Source organism: Acinetobacter sp. YH12235, from assembly GCF_013417705.1.
Taxonomy (GTDB): Bacteria; Pseudomonadota; Gammaproteobacteria; order Pseudomonadales; family Moraxellaceae; genus Acinetobacter.
This window is the reverse complement of sequence record NZ_VPDL01000001.1, coordinates 25,055-42,897: the sequence shown is the minus strand read 5'-3', so window position 1 is coordinate 42,897 and position 17,843 is coordinate 25,055. Positions and strand designations below refer to the sequence as shown.

At 43.7% G+C, this 17,843-nt stretch carries 18 protein-coding genes; 9 read left to right on the top strand and 9 right to left on the bottom strand.

Annotated features, from left to right (window positions below):
* Positions 1-17: 17 nt before the first annotated feature.
* Positions 18-224 (bottom strand): PA3496 family putative envelope integrity protein, encoded by a 207-nt coding sequence (locus FTV13_RS00215; protein WP_004784869.1) that lies wholly within the window; start codon positions 222-224, stop codon positions 18-20.
* Between the two features lie 373 nt (positions 225-597).
* Between FTV13_RS00215 and rpoD the strand changes: the two genes are divergently transcribed.
* The 6 genes from rpoD (at position 598) to FTV13_RS00185 (ending at position 7,149) form a co-directional block, all read left to right on the top strand.
* Complete coding sequence (rpoD, locus tag FTV13_RS00210; RefSeq protein WP_004784872.1) at positions 598-2,484, top strand: RNA polymerase sigma factor RpoD; 1,887 nt, start codon at positions 598-600, stop codon at positions 2,482-2,484.
* A gap of 107 nt (positions 2,485-2,591) precedes the next feature.
* Complete coding sequence (locus FTV13_RS00205) at positions 2,592-2,879, top strand: YbeD family protein (protein ID WP_004784874.1); 288 nt, start codon at positions 2,592-2,594, stop codon at positions 2,877-2,879.
* A 163-nt stretch (positions 2,880-3,042) separates the two neighbouring features.
* A complete protein-coding gene (gene lipB, locus FTV13_RS00200; RefSeq protein WP_159123448.1) occupies positions 3,043-3,702 on the top strand; it encodes a lipoyl(octanoyl) transferase LipB in 660 nt (219 codons plus the stop codon).
* 74 nt (positions 3,703-3,776) lie between these two features.
* Positions 3,777-4,310: a hypothetical protein gene (locus FTV13_RS00195; RefSeq protein WP_159123447.1), complete on the top strand. Its 534-nt coding sequence runs from the start codon at positions 3,777-3,779 to the stop codon at positions 4,308-4,310.
* Position 4,311: 1 nt separating this feature from the next.
* Positions 4,312-5,496, top strand: a complete 1,185-nt coding sequence (locus FTV13_RS00190; RefSeq protein ID WP_034170151.1) for an iron-containing alcohol dehydrogenase — start codon at positions 4,312-4,314, stop codon at positions 5,494-5,496.
* A 264-nt stretch (positions 5,497-5,760) separates the two neighbouring features.
* The gene (locus tag FTV13_RS00185) at positions 5,761-7,149 is read left to right on the top strand and encodes an APC family permease (protein ID WP_004784881.1); all 1,389 of its coding nucleotides are present in this window, start codon (positions 5,761-5,763) and stop codon (positions 7,147-7,149) included.
* Between the two features lie 69 nt (positions 7,150-7,218).
* Here the strand turns inward: FTV13_RS00185 and FTV13_RS00180 are convergent, their stop codons facing one another.
* The 8 genes from FTV13_RS00180 to rplU form a co-directional block, all read right to left on the bottom strand.
* Positions 7,219-7,608 carry a hypothetical protein gene (locus FTV13_RS00180; protein ID WP_171521858.1) on the bottom strand — a complete coding sequence of 130 codons (390 nt, stop codon included), beginning with the start codon at positions 7,606-7,608 and terminating at the stop codon, positions 7,219-7,221.
* A 183-nt stretch (positions 7,609-7,791) separates the two neighbouring features.
* Positions 7,792-8,268: a tRNA (cytidine(34)-2'-O)-methyltransferase gene (locus FTV13_RS00175; protein ID WP_166137859.1), complete on the bottom strand. Its 477-nt coding sequence runs from the start codon at positions 8,266-8,268 to the stop codon at positions 7,792-7,794.
* A 34-nt stretch (positions 8,269-8,302) separates the two neighbouring features.
* Complete coding sequence (gene cysG, locus FTV13_RS00170) at positions 8,303-9,676, bottom strand: siroheme synthase CysG (RefSeq protein WP_166137861.1); 1,374 nt, start codon at positions 9,674-9,676, stop codon at positions 8,303-8,305.
* 73 nt (positions 9,677-9,749) lie between these two features.
* Positions 9,750-11,021 (bottom strand): serine--tRNA ligase, encoded by a 1,272-nt coding sequence (serS, locus tag FTV13_RS00165; protein WP_005236894.1) that lies wholly within the window; start codon positions 11,019-11,021, stop codon positions 9,750-9,752.
* Between the two features lie 100 nt (positions 11,022-11,121).
* Positions 11,122-11,880, bottom strand: a complete 759-nt coding sequence (locus tag FTV13_RS00160; RefSeq protein ID WP_166137863.1) for a DUF3298 domain-containing protein — start codon at positions 11,878-11,880, stop codon at positions 11,122-11,124.
* 166 nt (positions 11,881-12,046) lie between these two features.
* Positions 12,047-12,739, bottom strand: a complete 693-nt coding sequence (gene lolA / locus FTV13_RS00155) for an outer membrane lipoprotein chaperone LolA (RefSeq protein WP_004784895.1) — start codon at positions 12,737-12,739, stop codon at positions 12,047-12,049.
* Between the two features lie 247 nt (positions 12,740-12,986).
* Positions 12,987-13,241, bottom strand: coding sequence for a 50S ribosomal protein L27 (rpmA, locus tag FTV13_RS00150; protein ID WP_004784896.1), 255 nt, complete (start codon positions 13,239-13,241; stop codon positions 12,987-12,989).
* 19 nt (positions 13,242-13,260) lie between these two features.
* A complete protein-coding gene (rplU, locus tag FTV13_RS00145) occupies positions 13,261-13,572 on the bottom strand; it encodes a 50S ribosomal protein L21 (RefSeq protein ID WP_004784898.1) in 312 nt (103 codons plus the stop codon).
* Between the two features lie 444 nt (positions 13,573-14,016).
* Here rplU and sdsA point away from each other — a divergent pair, with 444 nt between their 5' ends.
* The 3 genes from sdsA to FTV13_RS00130 all read left to right on the top strand — a co-directional run bounded on the left by sdsA (position 14,017) and on the right by FTV13_RS00130 (position 17,814).
* Positions 14,017-14,994, top strand: coding sequence for an All-trans-nonaprenyl-diphosphate synthase (gene sdsA / locus FTV13_RS00140; RefSeq protein ID WP_004784900.1), 978 nt, complete (start codon positions 14,017-14,019; stop codon positions 14,992-14,994).
* A gap of 15 nt (positions 14,995-15,009) precedes the next feature.
* Positions 15,010-17,052 carry a site-specific recombinase gene (locus FTV13_RS00135; RefSeq protein WP_159123405.1) on the top strand — a complete coding sequence of 681 codons (2,043 nt, stop codon included), beginning with the start codon at positions 15,010-15,012 and terminating at the stop codon, positions 17,050-17,052.
* A 159-nt stretch (positions 17,053-17,211) separates the two neighbouring features.
* Positions 17,212-17,814, top strand: a complete 603-nt coding sequence (locus FTV13_RS00130; protein ID WP_159123404.1) for a phosphatase PAP2 family protein — start codon at positions 17,212-17,214, stop codon at positions 17,812-17,814.
* Positions 17,815-17,843 lie beyond the last annotated feature (29 nt).

Sequence of the window (17,843 nt, the reverse complement as noted above, 5' to 3'; positions counted from 1 at the left end):
TGCTAAATCTGAATTCGTTAATCTTCGTCGTCAAAGTCGTCATCATCGTCGAAGTCATAATCAAAATCTTTGAGTTCGCGTTCCAGACGGCGTTGCGAGAGCAGATCATCAATTAAACGACGTTTTTCCAACGACTCTTTCGCACTTAGCTTACTCGATGCCTCATCGAAATTAACATCATCATCACCGTAGCTATCATCTAGTTCAAAATCTGTCGAAGACACTAAAACTACCTCGTAGTGAAAAATGTAAATGGGTCTAGGCGCTATTTATCTTGCCTTTAAAAACTTGTCAAGTTTTATTTATATATTTTGTATGTTTATACTAGTTAGCTCTTGTTTTTCTACAGCATAATTGTGTATTTATTAGCTGGTTAGATAGTGAACGCTTTTTATCCCATGGATGAGGGACGTTTCTAAAATTAGATTGGGAAATACACTTGAAAAGATAAACTTAGACCCAATATCGATATTCAATTGTTATTCAAACATATTTATAAAATCATGCTTGACTGATCAATTCCAAAACTATTTCAGGTGAATTGTGCTATCATGCACGGTTTTTCACTGCCACAGATTCAACGAAGAGTAAGCAAAGATGAGCGATATGACTTCCCCTACTTCTCAAGTAGCGGCTCTGATTAGCCGAGGCAAAGAACAAGGTTACTTAACCTTCGCTGAGGTTAACGATCATCTCCCGGACTCCATCACAGAAAGCGAACAGATTGAAGATATCATTCAAATGCTGAATGATGTGGGTATTCCTGTCCATGATCGTGCGCCTGAATCTGATGATGCAATGTTCGAGGATACTGCAGAAGCTGCTGATGAAGTTGCAGAAGAAGAAGCTGCGGCTGTACTTGCATCTGTAGAAAACGAACCAGGTCGTACGACTGACCCTGTACGTATGTACATGCGTGAAATGGGTACCGTTGAACTTTTAACGCGTGAAGGCGAAATTAGCATTGCAAAACGCATTGAAGAAGGTATCCGAGACGTTCTTCACTCTATTGCTTACTGGCCGAATGCTGTAGAAGTTGTACTACAAGAATACAAAGATTATGAAGCTGGCGAACGCCGCCTTGCTGACATTCTGTCAGGTTATTTAGACCCTGAATCAGATGAAGAAATTCCAGAAGTGCTGGAAGAAGTCGCTGAAATCGAAGAAGATGAAGAAGCAACGACCAAGTCAACCAAAGATGTAAAACTGGATGATGACGAGGAAGATGAAGAGTCTGATAGCGATGACGATTCTGAAGGTGACTCAGGCCCAGATCCAGAAATTGCCAAAGTTCGTTTTGCCGAACTTTCAGATGCCTGGAAAAATACCAAAGCGGTACTGGAAAAACACGGCCGTAACAGCAAAGAAGCAGAAGAAGCACTTCAAGCGCTTGCAACTGTGTTCATGATGTTCAAGTTCACGCCGCGTTTGTTCGATATCATTTCTGAAATGATTCGTGGTACACATGACCAGATCCGTGGTGCAGAACGTGAAGTGATGCGTTATGCCGTCCGTCGTGGCCGTATGGACCGTACCCAGTTCCGTACTACTTTCCCGGGTCAGGAATCGAATCCAGCCTGGTTAGATGAGCAAATTGCGAAAGCGACTGCTGATCAGAAAGCTTATCTGGAAAAAGTACGTCCTGACGTATTGGCCTTCCAGCAAAAAATTGCAGATATCGAAAAAGATCTTGATCTTAAAGTTCGTGACATCAAAGACATTGCCAAACGTATGGCAGTCGGTGAAGCGAAAGCGCGTCGTGCCAAGAAAGAGATGGTTGAAGCAAACTTACGTCTGGTGATTTCGATCGCGAAGAAATATACCAACCGTGGTCTGCAGTTCCTAGATCTGATTCAGGAAGGTAACATCGGTCTGATGAAAGCGGTAGACAAGTTTGAATACCGTCGTGGTTACAAGTTCTCGACTTATGCCACCTGGTGGATTCGTCAGGCGATCACCCGTTCAATCGCGGATCAGGCACGTACCATTCGTATTCCAGTGCATATGATTGAAACGATTAACAAGATCAATCGTGTATCTCGTCAATTGCTTCAGGAAATGGGCCGTGAACCGACACCGGAAGAACTGGGCGAACGTCTGGAAATGGACGAAGTGAAGGTTCGTAAAGTACTGAAAATCGCTAAAGAACCGATTTCGATGGAAACACCGATCGGTGATGATGAAGATTCGCATTTGGGTGACTTCATTGAAGACAGCAACATCACTTCACCAGTGGATGCTGCTACTTCAGAAGGCCTGAAAGAAGCGACTCGCGAAGTACTGGAAAACCTGACTGAACGTGAAGCGAAAGTCCTGAAAATGCGTTTCGGTATCGACATGCCAACGGATCATACTTTAGAAGAAGTCGGCAAACAGTTCGACGTAACCCGTGAACGTATCCGTCAGATTGAAGCGAAAGCACTGCGTAAGTTACGTCACCCTTCCCGTTCTGAACACCTGCGTTCATTCCTGGAAAATGATTAAGATTTAATACAATTTTGGAGACTTGAAATTTCATCTCTCGTCTCCATTTTGTATTGCAATACACCCAAACGCCTGCGCTATGCAGGCGTTTCGAATAGGGGGACTACATGTTAGACCGCACACCATCTCGTGAACTCCGCGAAGATCTTTGGGTTTTTCCAATGGATTACCCAATCAAACTCATTGGCCTTGCAGGTGAAGAACTGCTGAATGCGGTCGTTGAGATTTTCACCAAACATTTTCCTGACTTTGATGGCGATAGCGTAAGCATCACTCCATCCCGTACTGGTAAATATCATTCGATCACTGCTCAGCTACGCTTCCTTGAACTGGAACAGGTGCATGCCGTATATGCTGATCTTGCAGCTTGCCCACTAATCAAGACTGCACTTTAAGATTATTCTGCTCCAACCTTGGCAAATTAAAAAACACGCTTTCGGGCGTGTTTTTTATGTGTGTGACTAGCTCACCAACAATTACTACGAATCTCTCCCCTATCTATTGCTGAAATCATTATAATTATTTGCAGTATGATCTAATTTTCTAAGGACGCACACTGTGACAGCTGCGGTTCAAAAACCCTCCCTGATTATCCGTCAATATAATAACCTGACTCCCTACGAAGACCGTTTTCTGGAAATGAAAAGCTTCACGGAAAACCGTGATGAAAATACGCCTGATGAGTTATGGATTTTGCAGCACCATGATGTACTGACCCAAGGTCAGGCCGGTAAACCGGAACATATCCTGATTCCAACTGATATTCCTGTCATTCAAACCGACCGTGGTGGTCAAGTCACCTGGCATGGTCCTGGTCAGCTCGTCGCATACTTTATGTTTGACCTGAACCGTCTGGGCTGGAATGTCCGTACATTGGTGTCTTATGCCGAAAACCTGATGATTGAACTACTTAAAAAGCATGAGATTGAAGCCTATGCCAAACCCGATGCTCCGGGCGTCTATGTGAATGAACGTAAAATTGGTTCTCTCGGCTTTAAAATCCGTAAAGGCCGTAGCTATCATGGCTTATCTTTAAATATTGATTGCGACCTGACTGGTTTCCATACCATCAACCCGTGCGGCTATGCAGGCCTGGAAATGGTGCGAATTAATGACCTCGTCAGCAACCCGCCAAAGTTTAATGACTTGTGTGTTGAAATTATTGAAACTTTAAGCAGCAGCGGTTACTTTAAGCAGGTGAACGTCGAGCAAAGATAAAGCCTTTGCATTTTAACAATAAATAAATTAGAGTAATTACTCTAAACCAATAATATCAAGATAGGGATCATCACGTGATTGCGACAAAATCCGTAAAACCCGCTTTGCAGCTTGCCTATGTCAAACTGATGATGGATATCATTGGCCGTGGCCTGGTCATGGCAAGTCAGGTAGACCCAGAAATCAAACAGGAAGTTGCCCAGTTTCCCGCCAATTTTAGGCTTTCAATGAATGTTTTTCCACATGGCCCGGCCTTCGTTGCCCGGGTCACGGAACAACATCAGCTGGAACTGGTCAAAGAAAGCAATATCAAGCCAGACCTGACCATTACCTTTAAGCATCTGCATCATGCCTTTCTGGTGTTTTCCTTTCAGGAAAGCACGTCTCAGGCCTTTGCCAATGACCGCATGATTGCCGATGGTGATATTTCCTATGCGATCCGTCTGGTACGTTGCCTGAACAAAATGGAAGCGCTGATCTTGCCGAAAATGGTGGCGCAACTGGCAGTAAAAGAATACCCGAATAATCTGGGACTCAAAGATAAAATCATGGAAGCGAGCAGCATCTACTTAAAAGTCGCTCAATCTTATTTGAAACGGAGTGTATAACATGGCAAAACCTTATTATGAATTTTTCTGCCCAGTCAAAGTAATTGCTGGTCATGCCGCGTTAGAACACATTCCTTTTGAATTGGCCACTTTAGGTGCCAAACGTCCACTGATCATTACCGATAAAGGTGTACGTGCCAATAACCTGCTGGCGCCGATTGAAGCTGCTTTTGAATCGACCGATGCCAAAATTGCAGCGATTTTCGATGATGTACCGCCAGATTCCAGTTTAGGTACAGTGCGCAGCGCAGCACAGCTTTATCGTGATCATGATTGCGATGCCATTATTGCTGTTGGCGGCGGTTCAGTGATTGATACCTCAAAAGCGACCAATATTTTGGTCTCTGAAGGTGGTGACGACTTACTCAAATATTCTGGTGCGCATAACCTGCCTAAACCGCTGAAGCCATTTTTCGTAATTCCTACGACTTCTGGTACCGGTTCTGAAGTGACCATGGTTGCTGTGGTATCGGATACCGAAAAGAATGTGAAAATGCCATTCGCATCTTATTATCTGATGCCGCATGCAGCGATTCTGGATCCACGTATGACTCAGACCCTGCCACCGCATCTGACTGCCATGACAGCCATGGATGCGATGACACATGCTGTAGAAGCCTACACCTGTATGGCAGCCAATCCAATTTCAGATGCTTATGCCACAGCTGCCGTGAAAAAGGTCAGTGCCAACCTGTTTAACGTACTCGACAACCCAACTGATGCCCAAGGTCGTCTGGAGCTGGCTCAGGCCTCTACCATGGCCGGAATTGCCTTCTCCAATTCAATGGTGGGTCTGGTGCACTCCCTTGGACATGCTCTAGGTGCAGTCGCGCATTTGCCGCATGGCCTATGTATGAATCTGTTCCTGCCTTATGTACTGGAATACAACAAGGAAGTGAATGGCGACAAGATTGCCGAGCTGCTGCTGCCATTGGCGGGTGCAGACATCTATGCACAAACACCAGCACACTTACGTGCAGACAAGACCATTGCTACAATTTTAACCATGCGTGATCGAATCTATAGCTTGACCAAATTACCGCGCACATTAAGTGAAACAGGTAAGATTTCTGAAGCACAGCTGGATGAAGTTGCTGAAAAAGCATTAAATGATGGTTCCATCATTTACAACCCAAAAGAAGCCAGTTTGGAAGATTTGAAATCTATCTTAAAAAAGGCTTGGTAATTACTGAAAAATAAGCCAATATAGCGAAAAATTTAAGCCTGATGTTTTTTTAGACATCGGGCTTTTATCTTGCAGGAAATCGCCGTTTTTTGCTTCGAATGGCACATTTCGTGCAGGCCTAAATTCAAAAAATAGCTAGTAAAAGCCGTAATTTTAAAGTAGATTGGCGCGCTTTTATAGAAAATTGTAGGGGGGATCGTTCGTCTCAAACGATCCTTATTAAATATGACTGATCCTTGATCAACGATTAAGAGGATAACGCCGTTGACAAATTTCTCTGGGACTCAATCGGCAGCTAAACTGCAAAAAACGCTAGGGCTCTGGCACATCATTATTATTGGTTTAGCTTACATTCAACCAATGACCTTATTTGATACTTTTGGTTTGGTATCTGAAGAAAGTCATTTGCATGTTCCTACTTCTTACATCATTGCCCTAATTGCAATTTTGTTTACATCGATCAGCTATGGTCACATGATTCGCCGCTACCCTTCTTCGGGTTCGGCCTATACCTATGCCCAAAAATCGATTCACCCGAATATTGGCTTCATGGTGGGCTGGTCTTCCTGGCTGGATTATCTGTTATCACCAATGGTGAACATCATCCTGGCAGTGATCTATCTTGAAGCACTGTTTCCTGATGTGAACCACTGGGTCTGGGTAATCGTGCTGACTGCCTTCATGACCGGGGTAAACCTGCGCGGTGCACGCTTCGTGGCAAACTTTAACAGTTTGATCGTACTGGTACAGTTACTGGTGATCGGTATCTTTACCTGGATGGTCTTTACCAAACTGCAGGCCGGTTTCAATGCTGATGGTCCGATTACAGCTGAACAGCGTTACCAGCTTTGGAGTCTTGAACCGTTCTGGAATGAACTGACTTCGGTAGGCGCCCTGATTACTGGTGCGACCTTACTGTGCTTCTCATTCACCGGTTTTGACTCTTTAAGCTCTCTGGCAGAAGAAACCAAAGATACTGAAAACACCTTGCCTAAAGCGATTTTCTTGACTGCTTTAATCGCTGGTGTGATTTTCATTATCAGCACTTATTTCATGCAGCTGTACTTCCCTTCTACACCGGGTTCTTACTTCAAGAATATTGCTGAAACTCAGCCAGAAATTCTGCTTCTTGTAGGCGGCTCACTGTTCCAGTCTTATGTTCTGACTTTTGCGATCATTACCGTAATGGCGTCTGGTATCTCTGCTCATGCAGGTGTATCTCGTCTGATGTATGTCATGGGTCGTGATGGCGTGATCAACAAGAAAATCTTTGGTCATATCAGTCCGAAAAGCTATACGCCAAACTACAACATTCTGATTGTAGGTGCAGTGGCCTTAACTGCTGGCTTCATGGATCTGGATATCGTGATTTCGATGATCAGCTTCGGTGCCTTGACTGCGTTTACATTCGTGAACCTTTCAGTAATTTCACGTTATGCACTGCGTGATGGCCGTACTAAAACTGCGAAAGATATTTTCAGCTTTGTGGTCATCCCGATGCTTGGTTTTATCAGTATCTTTGCGATGTGGTTGGAAATTGAAGAAACTGCACTGAAATACGGTTTATGGTGGGCGATGTTCGGTATTTTGTACCTCGGTTATAAAACCAAGGGCTTTAAGCACCCTGCTCCACAACATAACGAGTTTGAATAATCGATATTGTTCATACCTAAAAAGGCGCTTTATGCGCCTTTTTTTATTTTCTTGGATAATAGACTGAGCTTATTGTAGGCGACAATCAAAACCCATCTGGGTATTTACCCGGTTATTCTGAAAGCCCAGTTTTTCAATAAACAGATCACGATTGGATAATAGTTTCTGATCTTCCGGACTGAGTCGAGCCTTGTTTTTCACTGCCATTTGATACATTTCATTCACCACGCCCTGAAAAATATCGCAAACTTCCTGACGTTTGGCAGGTTTCATCTGACGTCCACGCCAAGTCCACTCGAAATCATCACGGCTAAGGGTTTTACCCCACTGCTCAATGCGGCTATTCAAGCGCTGTTGCATCGCTGCCAGCCCTTGGCGGATTTCTTCCTGAGTAATGGGCTGAACTGTATCTTGTAATGATACTAATTGCTGTGGCGCTTCTTGAGCCTGTGTCATCATGCTGGCCAGCAACAACGTACTACAGCCTGCTAGAATCCATCCTATTTTCACATCTTGTTCCTTTTTTCTACATTCTCAAGAGCTTATCTGCTAGATTACCTGAAAGAACAAATATGTACCTGCATCTGTTACATAAAATAAAAAAGCTGCCCTTAGGCAGCTTTTTAAATCGGTACGATGAACTTAAAGCGGTTTAAAATCCTGCTGACGCCATGCTTCATAGACAATCACAGCAGTCGCATTAGACAAGTTTAAGCTGCGTGAATTCTCTGCCATTGGCAGACGAATCCAATGCTCTTTCGGGAACATCATACGGACATTTTCTGGCAAGCCACGAGTTTCTGGTCCCATCAACAAGGCTACAGAACGATTTAGATCTGAGGTATGCGGGGTTTCAAAACCTTTGGTGGTCAGCGGATAAACTGCATCTACACCTACGCCCTTAGTAGCCAGATCGGCCAGACAGTCATCAATATTTTCCCAAATCTGCATATTGGCATATTCATGATAATCGAGACCGGCACGTCTTAGTTTTTTATCATCCAGTTCAAAGCCAAGTGGCTTGACCAAATGTAACTGTGCTCCCGTATTTGCGCATAGGCGAATAATATTACCTGTATTGGCAGGAATTTCAGGTTCATATAAAACAACATGGATCACAGCTTTTCTCTACTTTTGGGAGTCCAATGGCCGTTTAGGACCACTTCAATTTTTCACGTAAACGCACCACTTCACCAATAATGGTCAAGGTTGGTGCCTGAATATGGTGCTCATTCACTTTCGATGCAATATCTTGGAGCGTTCCCACCACGACTTTTTGCTCTGGTGTGGTGCCTTTTGAGACTAGGGCTACTGGCATATCTGGACGCTGACCATGCTCAATCAATTGTGCACAGATTTTTTCCAGTCCAACCAGTCCCATATACAGTACTAAGGTCTGGTTTTCATAGACCAGTTCATTCCAAGGCAGCTCTGGTGAACCTTCTTTTAAATGACCTGTCAGGAAGCGCACGCTTTGCGCATAATCACGATGAGTGAGCGGAATACCAGCATAAGCTGAACAGCCTGAAGCTGCAGTAATGCCAGGCACGACCTGAAAGGCCACGCCAGCAGCAAACAGCTCTTCAATCTCTTCACCGCCACGGCCAAAGATAAACGGATCACCGCCTTTTAGACGACAAACGCGCTTGCCTTCGCTGGCATATTTCACCAGTAAGGCATTAATTCCTTCTTGTGGCACTGCATGATTAGACCGCGCCTTACCGACATAGATCTTCTCTGCATCACGGCGACAGAGATCCATGATTGGTGCAGAGACCAAACGGTCATAGATCACCACATCGGCTTGTTGCATCAAACGTAAGGCTTTTAGCGTCAATAACTCTGGATCACCCGGTCCAGCACCGACCAGATAAACCTCACCTTTTGGCTTTTGCCATTCATTTAAAGCTTGTTCAATCAGACGGTCAGCTTCAGCCAGATTGTCATTAAATACCTGTTCTTTCAAAGGACTGGCATATAAATCTTCCCAGAAGATACGGCGTTCATCGGGATTAGTGATCTTGGCTTTAACTGCACTACGCCACTTACCAGAGAACTCAGCCAGTTTACCCATACCATGCGGAATGGTAGCTTCAAGCTGAGTACGGATCTGACGGGACAATACCGGTGAAGTACCGTTACTCGCGACTGAAATAATCAGTGGTGAGCGGTCGATAATCGCTGGTACCATGAAACGGCAATGTGGTGGATCATCAACACTGTTGACCAGCACATTTTCAGCTTCACAGTCTTCAAACACCTGACGGTTGACTCGAGCATCATTGGTCGCTGCAATCACCAGACGGTAGGAACGTAGAGGAATTTCAGAATTGAAAGGTGCCTGAACATATTGACCGGCGGTCGCTTGAACAATCTCAAGCAGACTCGCTTCGATCTCAGGGGCAACCACCGAAATGACTGCCCCTGCTTTCTGTAGCAATACCGCTTTACGGTATGCAATATGTCCACCACCGACAATCAGACAAGGTTGCTGTTGCAACTTTAACGAGATTGGAAAGATATCCACAAAATGCCTCAAAAAGTTTTAAATCTGACTGTCTAAGCAATTTTCATGCACATTTTGGTGCATACACCGACATTTAGTCGATATAAGTTGCACCACCCATATACGGACGCAGTACTTCAGGGATCTCAATTGAACCATCAGCACGTTGATAGTTTTCCATGACCGCCAGTAAAGTACGACCTACAGCCAGGCCTGAACCATTCAACGTATGCACGAATTCAGTTTTTTTCTGGTCAGCACGGTAACGCGCTTTCATACGGCGTGCCTGAAAGTCCCACATATTTGAGCAAGATGAAATTTCACGATACGTATTTTGACTTGGCACCCAGACTTCAAGGTCATAGGTTTTGCATGCACCAAAGCCCATATCACCACCACACAGAATGATTTTACGGTATGGCAGACCTAATGCCTGCAAAATACCTTCTGCATGACCAGTCAACTCTTCCAGTGCCTGCATAGAGTCTTCAGGTTTTACAATCTGCACCATCTCAACTTTGTCAAACTGGTGCTGACGGATCAAACCACGGGTATCACGGCCATAAGAGCCAGCTTCACTACGGAAACATGGGGTATGTGCTGCATATTTTAGTGGCAGACGGTCAGCATCAATGATTTCATCACGCACGAAGTTGGTTACAGGCACTTCAGCCGTAGGGATCAGGTAGAATTCTTTCTCACCTTGCAGCTTGAACAGGTCTTCTTCAAATTTTGGTAATTGACCAGTACCACGTAGAGAATCTGCATTCACCAAATAAGGAACATAGGCTTCGGTATAGCCATTTTTAGTGGTATGCGTATCCAGCATAAACTGGGTAATCGCACGTTGCAGACGCGCTAAAGGACCTTTCAGAACGCTGAAACGTGAACCGGTCAGTTTGGTCGCAGTTTCAAATTCCAGACCGCCCATCATTTCGCCCAAGTCAGTATGGTCTTTGATTTCAAAATCAAATTCGCGTGGTGTACCCCATTTCAGGACTTCCACATTGTCATTTTCATCTTTACCTTCAGGTACAGATTCATCTGGAAGGTTTGGAATAGACAGTGATTTTTCTTCCAGTTCAGCTTGCAGTTCAGCCAGAGCAGCTTCAGCAGCCTTAATTTCATCACCAATCGCAGACATGCGTGCCATAATTTCAGAGGCATCGCCACCTGCTTTTTTGATCTGACCCACTTGCTTGGCACCGGCATTACGCTCAGCTTGCAAGGATTCAGTTTTGGATTGAATCTCTTTACGTCGAGCTTCTAATGATGCCCACTCCTCAACATTCAGTTGAACACCACGTTTTGCCAAGGCTAAATTTACAGCCTCAATATTATTTCTAAGTAATTTCGGGTCGATCATAGCCAATCTTTGGATAAGAAAAAAACTGGCTATAGTGTAAGCTCTTAACGTCAAAAAATACAGTGACTGACCTACCGGCTGGAGTTTATTAGCGCAATATTTAAAGGCTTGTTTGAGGCAGAAGCGATAAATATTCAGGCCGGATGATCTCGCTTAATGCTGTATAAGGTACTTTTAATTCTGCCATGTCACTGATTGGCTTACTCAACTCACCTGCCGGATAAACCAGTACCAAGCCCTGACCGTCAAAATAATAATTGTCGCTCAATGCTAATTTCTGCTGGGTGATTTGATAGCGATCTAGCCAGTCTTTATTTGCTTGATATAGAGCCTGTTTCAGTTTTTCATCTGTATTACCGCGCACAACCTGATGAAGAGCTAGACGTTTCTTCTGTTTTATATCTAGATTGACATATTCACTATGAGATTGTGACTGGGCACGTTCAGGCTGATGAGTAGTTTTGAAGATAAAAGTAGCTAGATGAGCATGCTGATTCAGGTAACTCACCTGAATGGAACGCTGATCAATAAATTTCGGCTCATCCTTTGCTTTAATTTTATTACTGGTCACTTTGCTAAAAGCGACCGGCTCAGTACGCTGGATCCGCTCCATAAAATACTGATCAATCCAGCTGATATTGGTATCTACAGTCTGCAAATCAAAACGCACACAACCTTCGATTTCACACACGACCTGATTAGCATCTTTAACCGGAATTGTTTTGGACTGAATTTGCCCCGTGTCTTCTGATTGCGCGGATGTAGTGACTGAAGAGGTTTGAGGCTGACAGGCAAATAGCCCAAGATTCAGACATAAGATACAATCGATCCAGCCTATTTTACATGAAGTCATTTTCATCCTGAGCTCCTAAAATTTTGCAATTTCATTGACTCAACTTTTGTTTATTCTAAAACGCCCGAACTTCCAGATATACGCTAACCTTGTAATGACTCCAAATCCATCCCGATCAGGAACAAAAAAAAGCAACCCGAAGGTTGCTTTTTTATTTAGGGTGTATTGATGCTTACTGATCAATAATGTCTGTGCCCTTTGGCGGAGTAAAGTTAAACGTAGATGCCGGAATCGTGGTATTCAGTTTTACATTACTAAATTTAATATTCGTAGTCTGGCCTAAGGAATCTTGCAAAATCATCAAGCTAGGCGCTTTGTTCGCACCAAAACTAATAGTCAGGCTTTCAAACACCCCATCGGTATTTTTCGGATAAAGCGTGTAATAGGTTTTAGCTTTATTCGGCTGAGTTACGCGATAAGATTGCATAATCTGGCTGGTATTGCCGGACAATAATAATGCCGGTGTATTTGCCACTTGATCGTCTAGACTCTGACGCACTGCTTGCTGCAAGTCTGGATCATAGATCCATACGGTTTTACCTGTAGTGGCAATGGTCTGTTTAGATGGACTAGAAGTTTCCCAGTAGAATTTACCTGGACGCGCCACCTTCATCACACCTTTAAAGGTCTGGTTCATGTGCTGGGCGGTTAAGCCTTTTTTCTGGGTCGCTTTCGGATTCGTGACTTTAGTGGTTTGTTCAAAATTTGCAGTTAAGCTACGGATATTGCTGAGCTGTTTCACCAGATTCGCAGTAGCTTGCTGCTCCGTCGCTGCAGTTGCGGCAAATACAGTCGTGCTCATGACAGGTGCCAGTGTCGCCGTACCGATTGTTATGGCACATACAGTTTTACGAAGCATACTCATAATCTCACCTTTTTGTATTTGCATATTGCTATTTATCTAATGGCTCATATTAAACCAATTTCTCGAACTAAGATGATAGAAAATAAGAAGTTTTGTATTGTTATTAATGCAGAATTCCTGTTTTTATTCATCATGATGAAGATTCAATAGTGATATTTACATTCGCTGTCACAGCTTTATAAGCCGATAAATCTTCATGCATAAAAAAACCCACAGAAACTGTGGGTCTTTTTTCTATTTCAGCAAATTATGCTTCAACAGATACGTAGCGACGGCCAAATTGACCTTTCACTTCGAATTTTACTACGCCATCAGCAGTAGCAAATAATGTATGGTCACGGCCCATACCTACGTTTTGACCAGCGTGGAATTCAGTACCACGTTGACGAACGATGATGTTACCTGCAGTTACAGTTTGGCCACCGTAAACTTTAACACCTAACATCTTAGGATTCGAATCACGACCGTTCTTAGTCGAACCACCGGCTTTTTTAGTTGCCATGTCTATTTACTCCTAGTAATTAGCCTGAGATACCAGTAATTTTCAACTCAGTGAACCATTGACGGTGACCTTGTTGTTTACGGTAGTGCTTACGACGACGCATTTTGATGATGCGGATTTTGTCGTGACGACCATGGCTAACTACTTCTGCAGTTACTTTAGCGCCAGCTACAACTGGAGCACCGATTTGAATGCTATCACCGTTTACAAGCATAAGTACGTCATCAAACGTAATTGTTGAACCAGTTTCAGCTTTCAATAATTCAACTTTAAGGGTTTCACCCTCAACTACACGGTGCTGTTTACCACCGCTTTGGATTACTGCGTACATAATGTACTCCAAACATGCCCGTGTCGACGTGCCGATAAAGGAATATATCGATCTTAAAACGCGCGCCACTGGGGGTTATACAAGGGCAAAGATTTTAAGGGATATTATAAGAAACAACAAGCCATTTTAAGGAAATAATCATGAACTCCATTACAAAGCCTATAAATCATTAAATTATTCATTCAAAATCAAAGATTAATACCGGATATACTGACCAAAAAACGCTGCTCAATTCCGAGTTTTCCAGCTGCCTGAGAATGTTTAGAAAAAAACTTTAGCGGAAAGATATTGTTCATTTTTTAAATGTCAAAATTTAGGCTAAACTCAAAGAAGTGCTATAAAAAGCTGATTTTTAGTGGAGTTTGTGCTTTTCTTAGCTTTCACTCATGTTATAAATTGTTAAACTACCCGCTGCGATTTACCAAACTAGAGGTTTTCTTTCACATGGCCATCGACTTTAAGCAAGATATTCTCGCTCCTGTTGCTAACGACTTTGCTGCGATGGACACATTCATTAACGAAGGAATTACCTCAAAAGTAGCGCTGGTGATGGCGGTCAGCAAGCATGTGGTTGAAGCTGGCGGCAAGCGTATGCGCCCCATCATGTGCCTGTTGGCAGCAAAAGCCTGTGGTGCCGTAGAACTGGAACAACATCGCAAACTGGCCGCCATTATCGAAATGTTGCATACGGCAACTCTAGTTCATGATGATGTTGTGGATGAGTCAGGCTTACGCCGTGGCCGTCCAACCGCTAATGCCACCTGGAACAATCAGACAGCTGTGCTAGTGGGTGATTTCCTAATTTCGCGTGCCTTTGATTTGTTGGTCGACCTTAACAATATGACCCTGCTCAAAGACTTCTCTACGGGTACCTGCGAAATTGCCGAAGGCGAAGTTCTGCAACTGCAATCGCAACATCAGCCAGAAACCTCAGAAGAAACCTATTTGAGCATTATTCATGGCAAGACTTCTCGCCTGTTTGAACTGGCGACCGAAGGTGCCGCTATTCTTTCCGACAAGACTGAGTTCCGTGAACCGTTACGTAAATTCGCCGGTCACTTCGGTAATGCTTTCCAGATTATTGATGACATTCTGGACTATACATCTGATGCTGAAACCCTAGGTAAAAACATCGGTGATGACCTGATGGAAGGCAAACCGACCCTGCCATTGATTGCTGCCATGAAGAATACTACAGGTGAATCACATGAAATTATCCGTCGCAGTATTGCAACGGGCGGAACAGATCATTTGGCAGAAGTCATCAAGATCGTAAATGATTCTGGCGCCTTGGATTATTGCCGCCAGCGTGCAACTGAAGAAACAGAAATTGCAATTCAAGCCTTGAATGCACTACCCGATTCAGAGTATCGTCAGGCCCTCGTTAATCTAGCCAAACTGGCTCTTCACCGGATTCAATAGCCGCTTACCTCGCCTATGCATATTAATTTTCTTGATATTTTTCAAAGCATGCAGCACCAGCTTGAACAACCACAAGCGGTGCTGGATGAGAATCTGCTCATCCAACTTGTAGAACGTATACGCCCAGAAGACAGCAGAAATACAGAAGAAATCGAAACAAAATTTAATGCATTTATCCGGGCTTTACTGCTCACTCCCAATGCAGTCTTAACCTTACAAAGTTTCACTTTAAGAGTTATCAATCGTTATAAACAAGCCAGCCTGTTTTCCGATACCGGGATTCTTTCTTTGGATGGTTTCTGGAACCAGCTGAATCAGCGAATCGGAGCGCATATCCTGCCGGTGATTCCAGATCATCTGCAGCTTCAGGAATTGTTCCGCAAAATTTTCTATTTACGCACCGATAAATACTGGCTGGATTATTTTGATGAAGCGGATTGGCAGCGACTTTTTGCTGTTGTGAATCAGGGTCATTCTAATCAGGTAGAAAAAACCCGAATCAAAGATCAGATCATTAAAGCACTAACCATTCTGTCCTACCGCGTGAGTGGGATCGGTTTGCATCCTGAATTTATCAATGCCCAGCCTGAGCTCATGGAATATGAATCACCTTTTCTGGTGCAAAACCGTGAGATTATTGAATTTATCCAGGAATATAAAAAACGCTATAACACTGTAGAACTGGTGGATGCGATTACACCGCCAGATGCCTCGCAAGCCCTGGTGATGCTGGAGCAGTGTCATGATGTTGTTGCCAAAATTCGCCGCTCTACCAAACGGATTGGGGTCAGTGTCAGCCTGACCTATATGCTGGCCTTGCTGGAACAGTGTCTGGAACGGATTGAAATCCTGCTGAATATGGTGCTGGATGACGATGACCTGCGTTACCAGTCCATTGGTCTGTTTATCGCAGATATTACCGAAGCGATTTATAGCGAACGCAGTGTACGTGCCTTACTGACTACCAATAGTGAACTCCTGGCTTTGCAGGTAACTGAAAATGCCAGTAAGACTGGTGAACATTACGTAAGTACCGACAAGCAAGGCTTTCTGGCCATGTACAAATCGGCAGCCGGTGCCGGTGTCATCATTGCTTTTATGGCTTCGCTGAAAGTTTTAATGGCGCGTGTCACCATGGCACCTTTAATGCAAGCCTTTAGCTATAGCATGAACTATTCGCTCGGTTTTATGCTCATTCATGTGCTGCACTTTACCGTTGCAACCAAACAGCCGGCGATGACCGCAGCTGCACTGGCTTCTACCGTACAACAGCGTAAGGGTTCGAAAACCGCCCAGATTGCTGAACTGGCTGCACTGATTGTGAATATCATTCGGACCCAGTTTGTCGCGATTCTTGGGAACATTTCAATCGCAATCCCGGTTGCAGCACTGATTGCCCTGATGTGGGAGTTTGCCCTACATGAGCCATTAATGACGCATGCCAAAGCAGCTAAAACCTTATATGACCTGAATCCATTTACTTCTTTGGCAATTCCTCATGCAGCAGTGGCTGGAGTATGTTTGTTCCTGTCAGGCCTATTAGCCGGTTATTTCGATAATATGGCAGTGTATCGGAAGGTTGGTCCTCGTCTGAGAGCTCATGTGCGCCTGTCGCAACTGATGGGACAAGAACGTTTACATCGATTTGCCGATTATATTGAACGTAATCTGGGTGCACTGGCGGGTAATTTTATTTTTGGGGTTATGCTGGGCAGTATGGGTACCATCGGTTTCATTCTCGGTCTGCCTTTAGATATTCGTCATATTGCCTTTGCCTCTGCCAACTTTATCCAAGGACTGATCAATATCAATGGTCCAGATATTGGACTCATCATTATCTCTTTCTTGGGTGTTCTGCTGATTGGCCTGACTAACCTTTTTGTAAGTTTTAGCCTGACCATTATTGTGGCATTACGCGCACGACGGGTGCGTTTCGAACAATGGAAACCGCTCGCTAAACTGGTCATGACCCACTTTCTTACTCGCCCAAGTGAGTTTTTCTGGCCGCCGAAGCAAACCATTGAAATTGACGAAAATCATACATCCACAAAACTGTAAAATTGCGAGAATATTTGGGCATTTAGGTACAAAATCCCATAAATAAAAAATGGAATTTGCATAAAATACGCACTCTTGAAAAAAAGTGTACTGGCAAGTACACTTTAGCGCAGACAGTTAACCGGTTGAATAACGGTTAAAAGGACAAGGATTTTTGGCATGCATTACTTGTTACTTATTGTCGGAATTTTATTTTTAATTTTCAGTGTGTTATTTCTTGATATTGCAACTTTAAGCCAGTTAGATGTGCTTGCAATAGAATGGATTAGCGGCTATCGCACAGAATTTTTAAATCAAATTAATCAGTCCTTATCAGTGATAGGTGGCATGCCATTTGTATTATTTTTATCCACACTATGGTGTATTTTTCTACTGTGGTATAAAAAGTATGCAAGCGTAATTTTTATATGTATCGGAATTATCGGAGGAATTCTCCTAGGCTGGCTTTTAAAATTCAGTATTGCCCGACCTCGACCAGCAGAGTCTTTTCATCTGGTTGAAAGCTATGGAAGCTCCTTCCCGAGTGCCCATAGCGTCTATGCAGCCTGTCTCGGCTGTCTGGCAATATTCATATATCGGCAACATCCCCGACATACCATCATCTGGATGGGTGCAGGTGCATGGATGCTGATTATGGGTATTTCAAGAGTTTATCTAGGTGTACATTTTCCTTCAGATGTCATATCCGGCTGGAGTATAAGTTTTATTTGGATTTCGTTGTGGTATATGGTCTGGATCAGATATTGCACGGCTCACAAATAAAAAAATTTAGATAAGAATCCAATTGAGGT

Coding starts and splice junctions, on each gene's coding strand:
- rpoD (WP_004784872.1), top strand. CDS start 598: ATGAGCGATATGACTTCCCCTACTTCTCAAGTAGCGGCTCTGATTAGC.
- FTV13_RS00205 (WP_004784874.1), top strand. CDS start 2,592: ATGTTAGACCGCACACCATCTCGTGAACTCCGCGAAGATCTTTGGGTT.
- FTV13_RS00190 (WP_034170151.1), top strand. CDS start 4,312: ATGGCAAAACCTTATTATGAATTTTTCTGCCCAGTCAAAGTAATTGCT.
- FTV13_RS00180 (WP_171521858.1), bottom strand. CDS start 7,608: ATGATGACACAGGCTCAAGAAGCGCCACAGCAATTAGTATCATTACAA.
- serS (WP_005236894.1), bottom strand. CDS start 11,021: ATGATCGACCCGAAATTACTTAGAAATAATATTGAGGCTGTAAATTTA.
- FTV13_RS00160 (WP_166137863.1), bottom strand. CDS start 11,880: ATGAAAATGACTTCATGTAAAATAGGCTGGATCGATTGTATCTTATGT.
- lolA (WP_004784895.1), bottom strand. CDS start 12,739: ATGAGTATGCTTCGTAAAACTGTATGTGCCATAACAATCGGTACGGCG.
- rpmA (WP_004784896.1), bottom strand. CDS start 13,241: ATGGCAACTAAAAAAGCCGGTGGTTCGACTAAGAACGGTCGTGATTCG.
- rplU (WP_004784898.1), bottom strand. CDS start 13,572: ATGTACGCAGTAATCCAAAGCGGTGGTAAACAGCACCGTGTAGTTGAG.
- sdsA (WP_004784900.1), top strand. CDS start 14,017: ATGGCCATCGACTTTAAGCAAGATATTCTCGCTCCTGTTGCTAACGAC.
- FTV13_RS00135 (WP_159123405.1), top strand. CDS start 15,010: ATGCATATTAATTTTCTTGATATTTTTCAAAGCATGCAGCACCAGCTT.
- FTV13_RS00130 (WP_159123404.1), top strand. CDS start 17,212: ATGCATTACTTGTTACTTATTGTCGGAATTTTATTTTTAATTTTCAGT.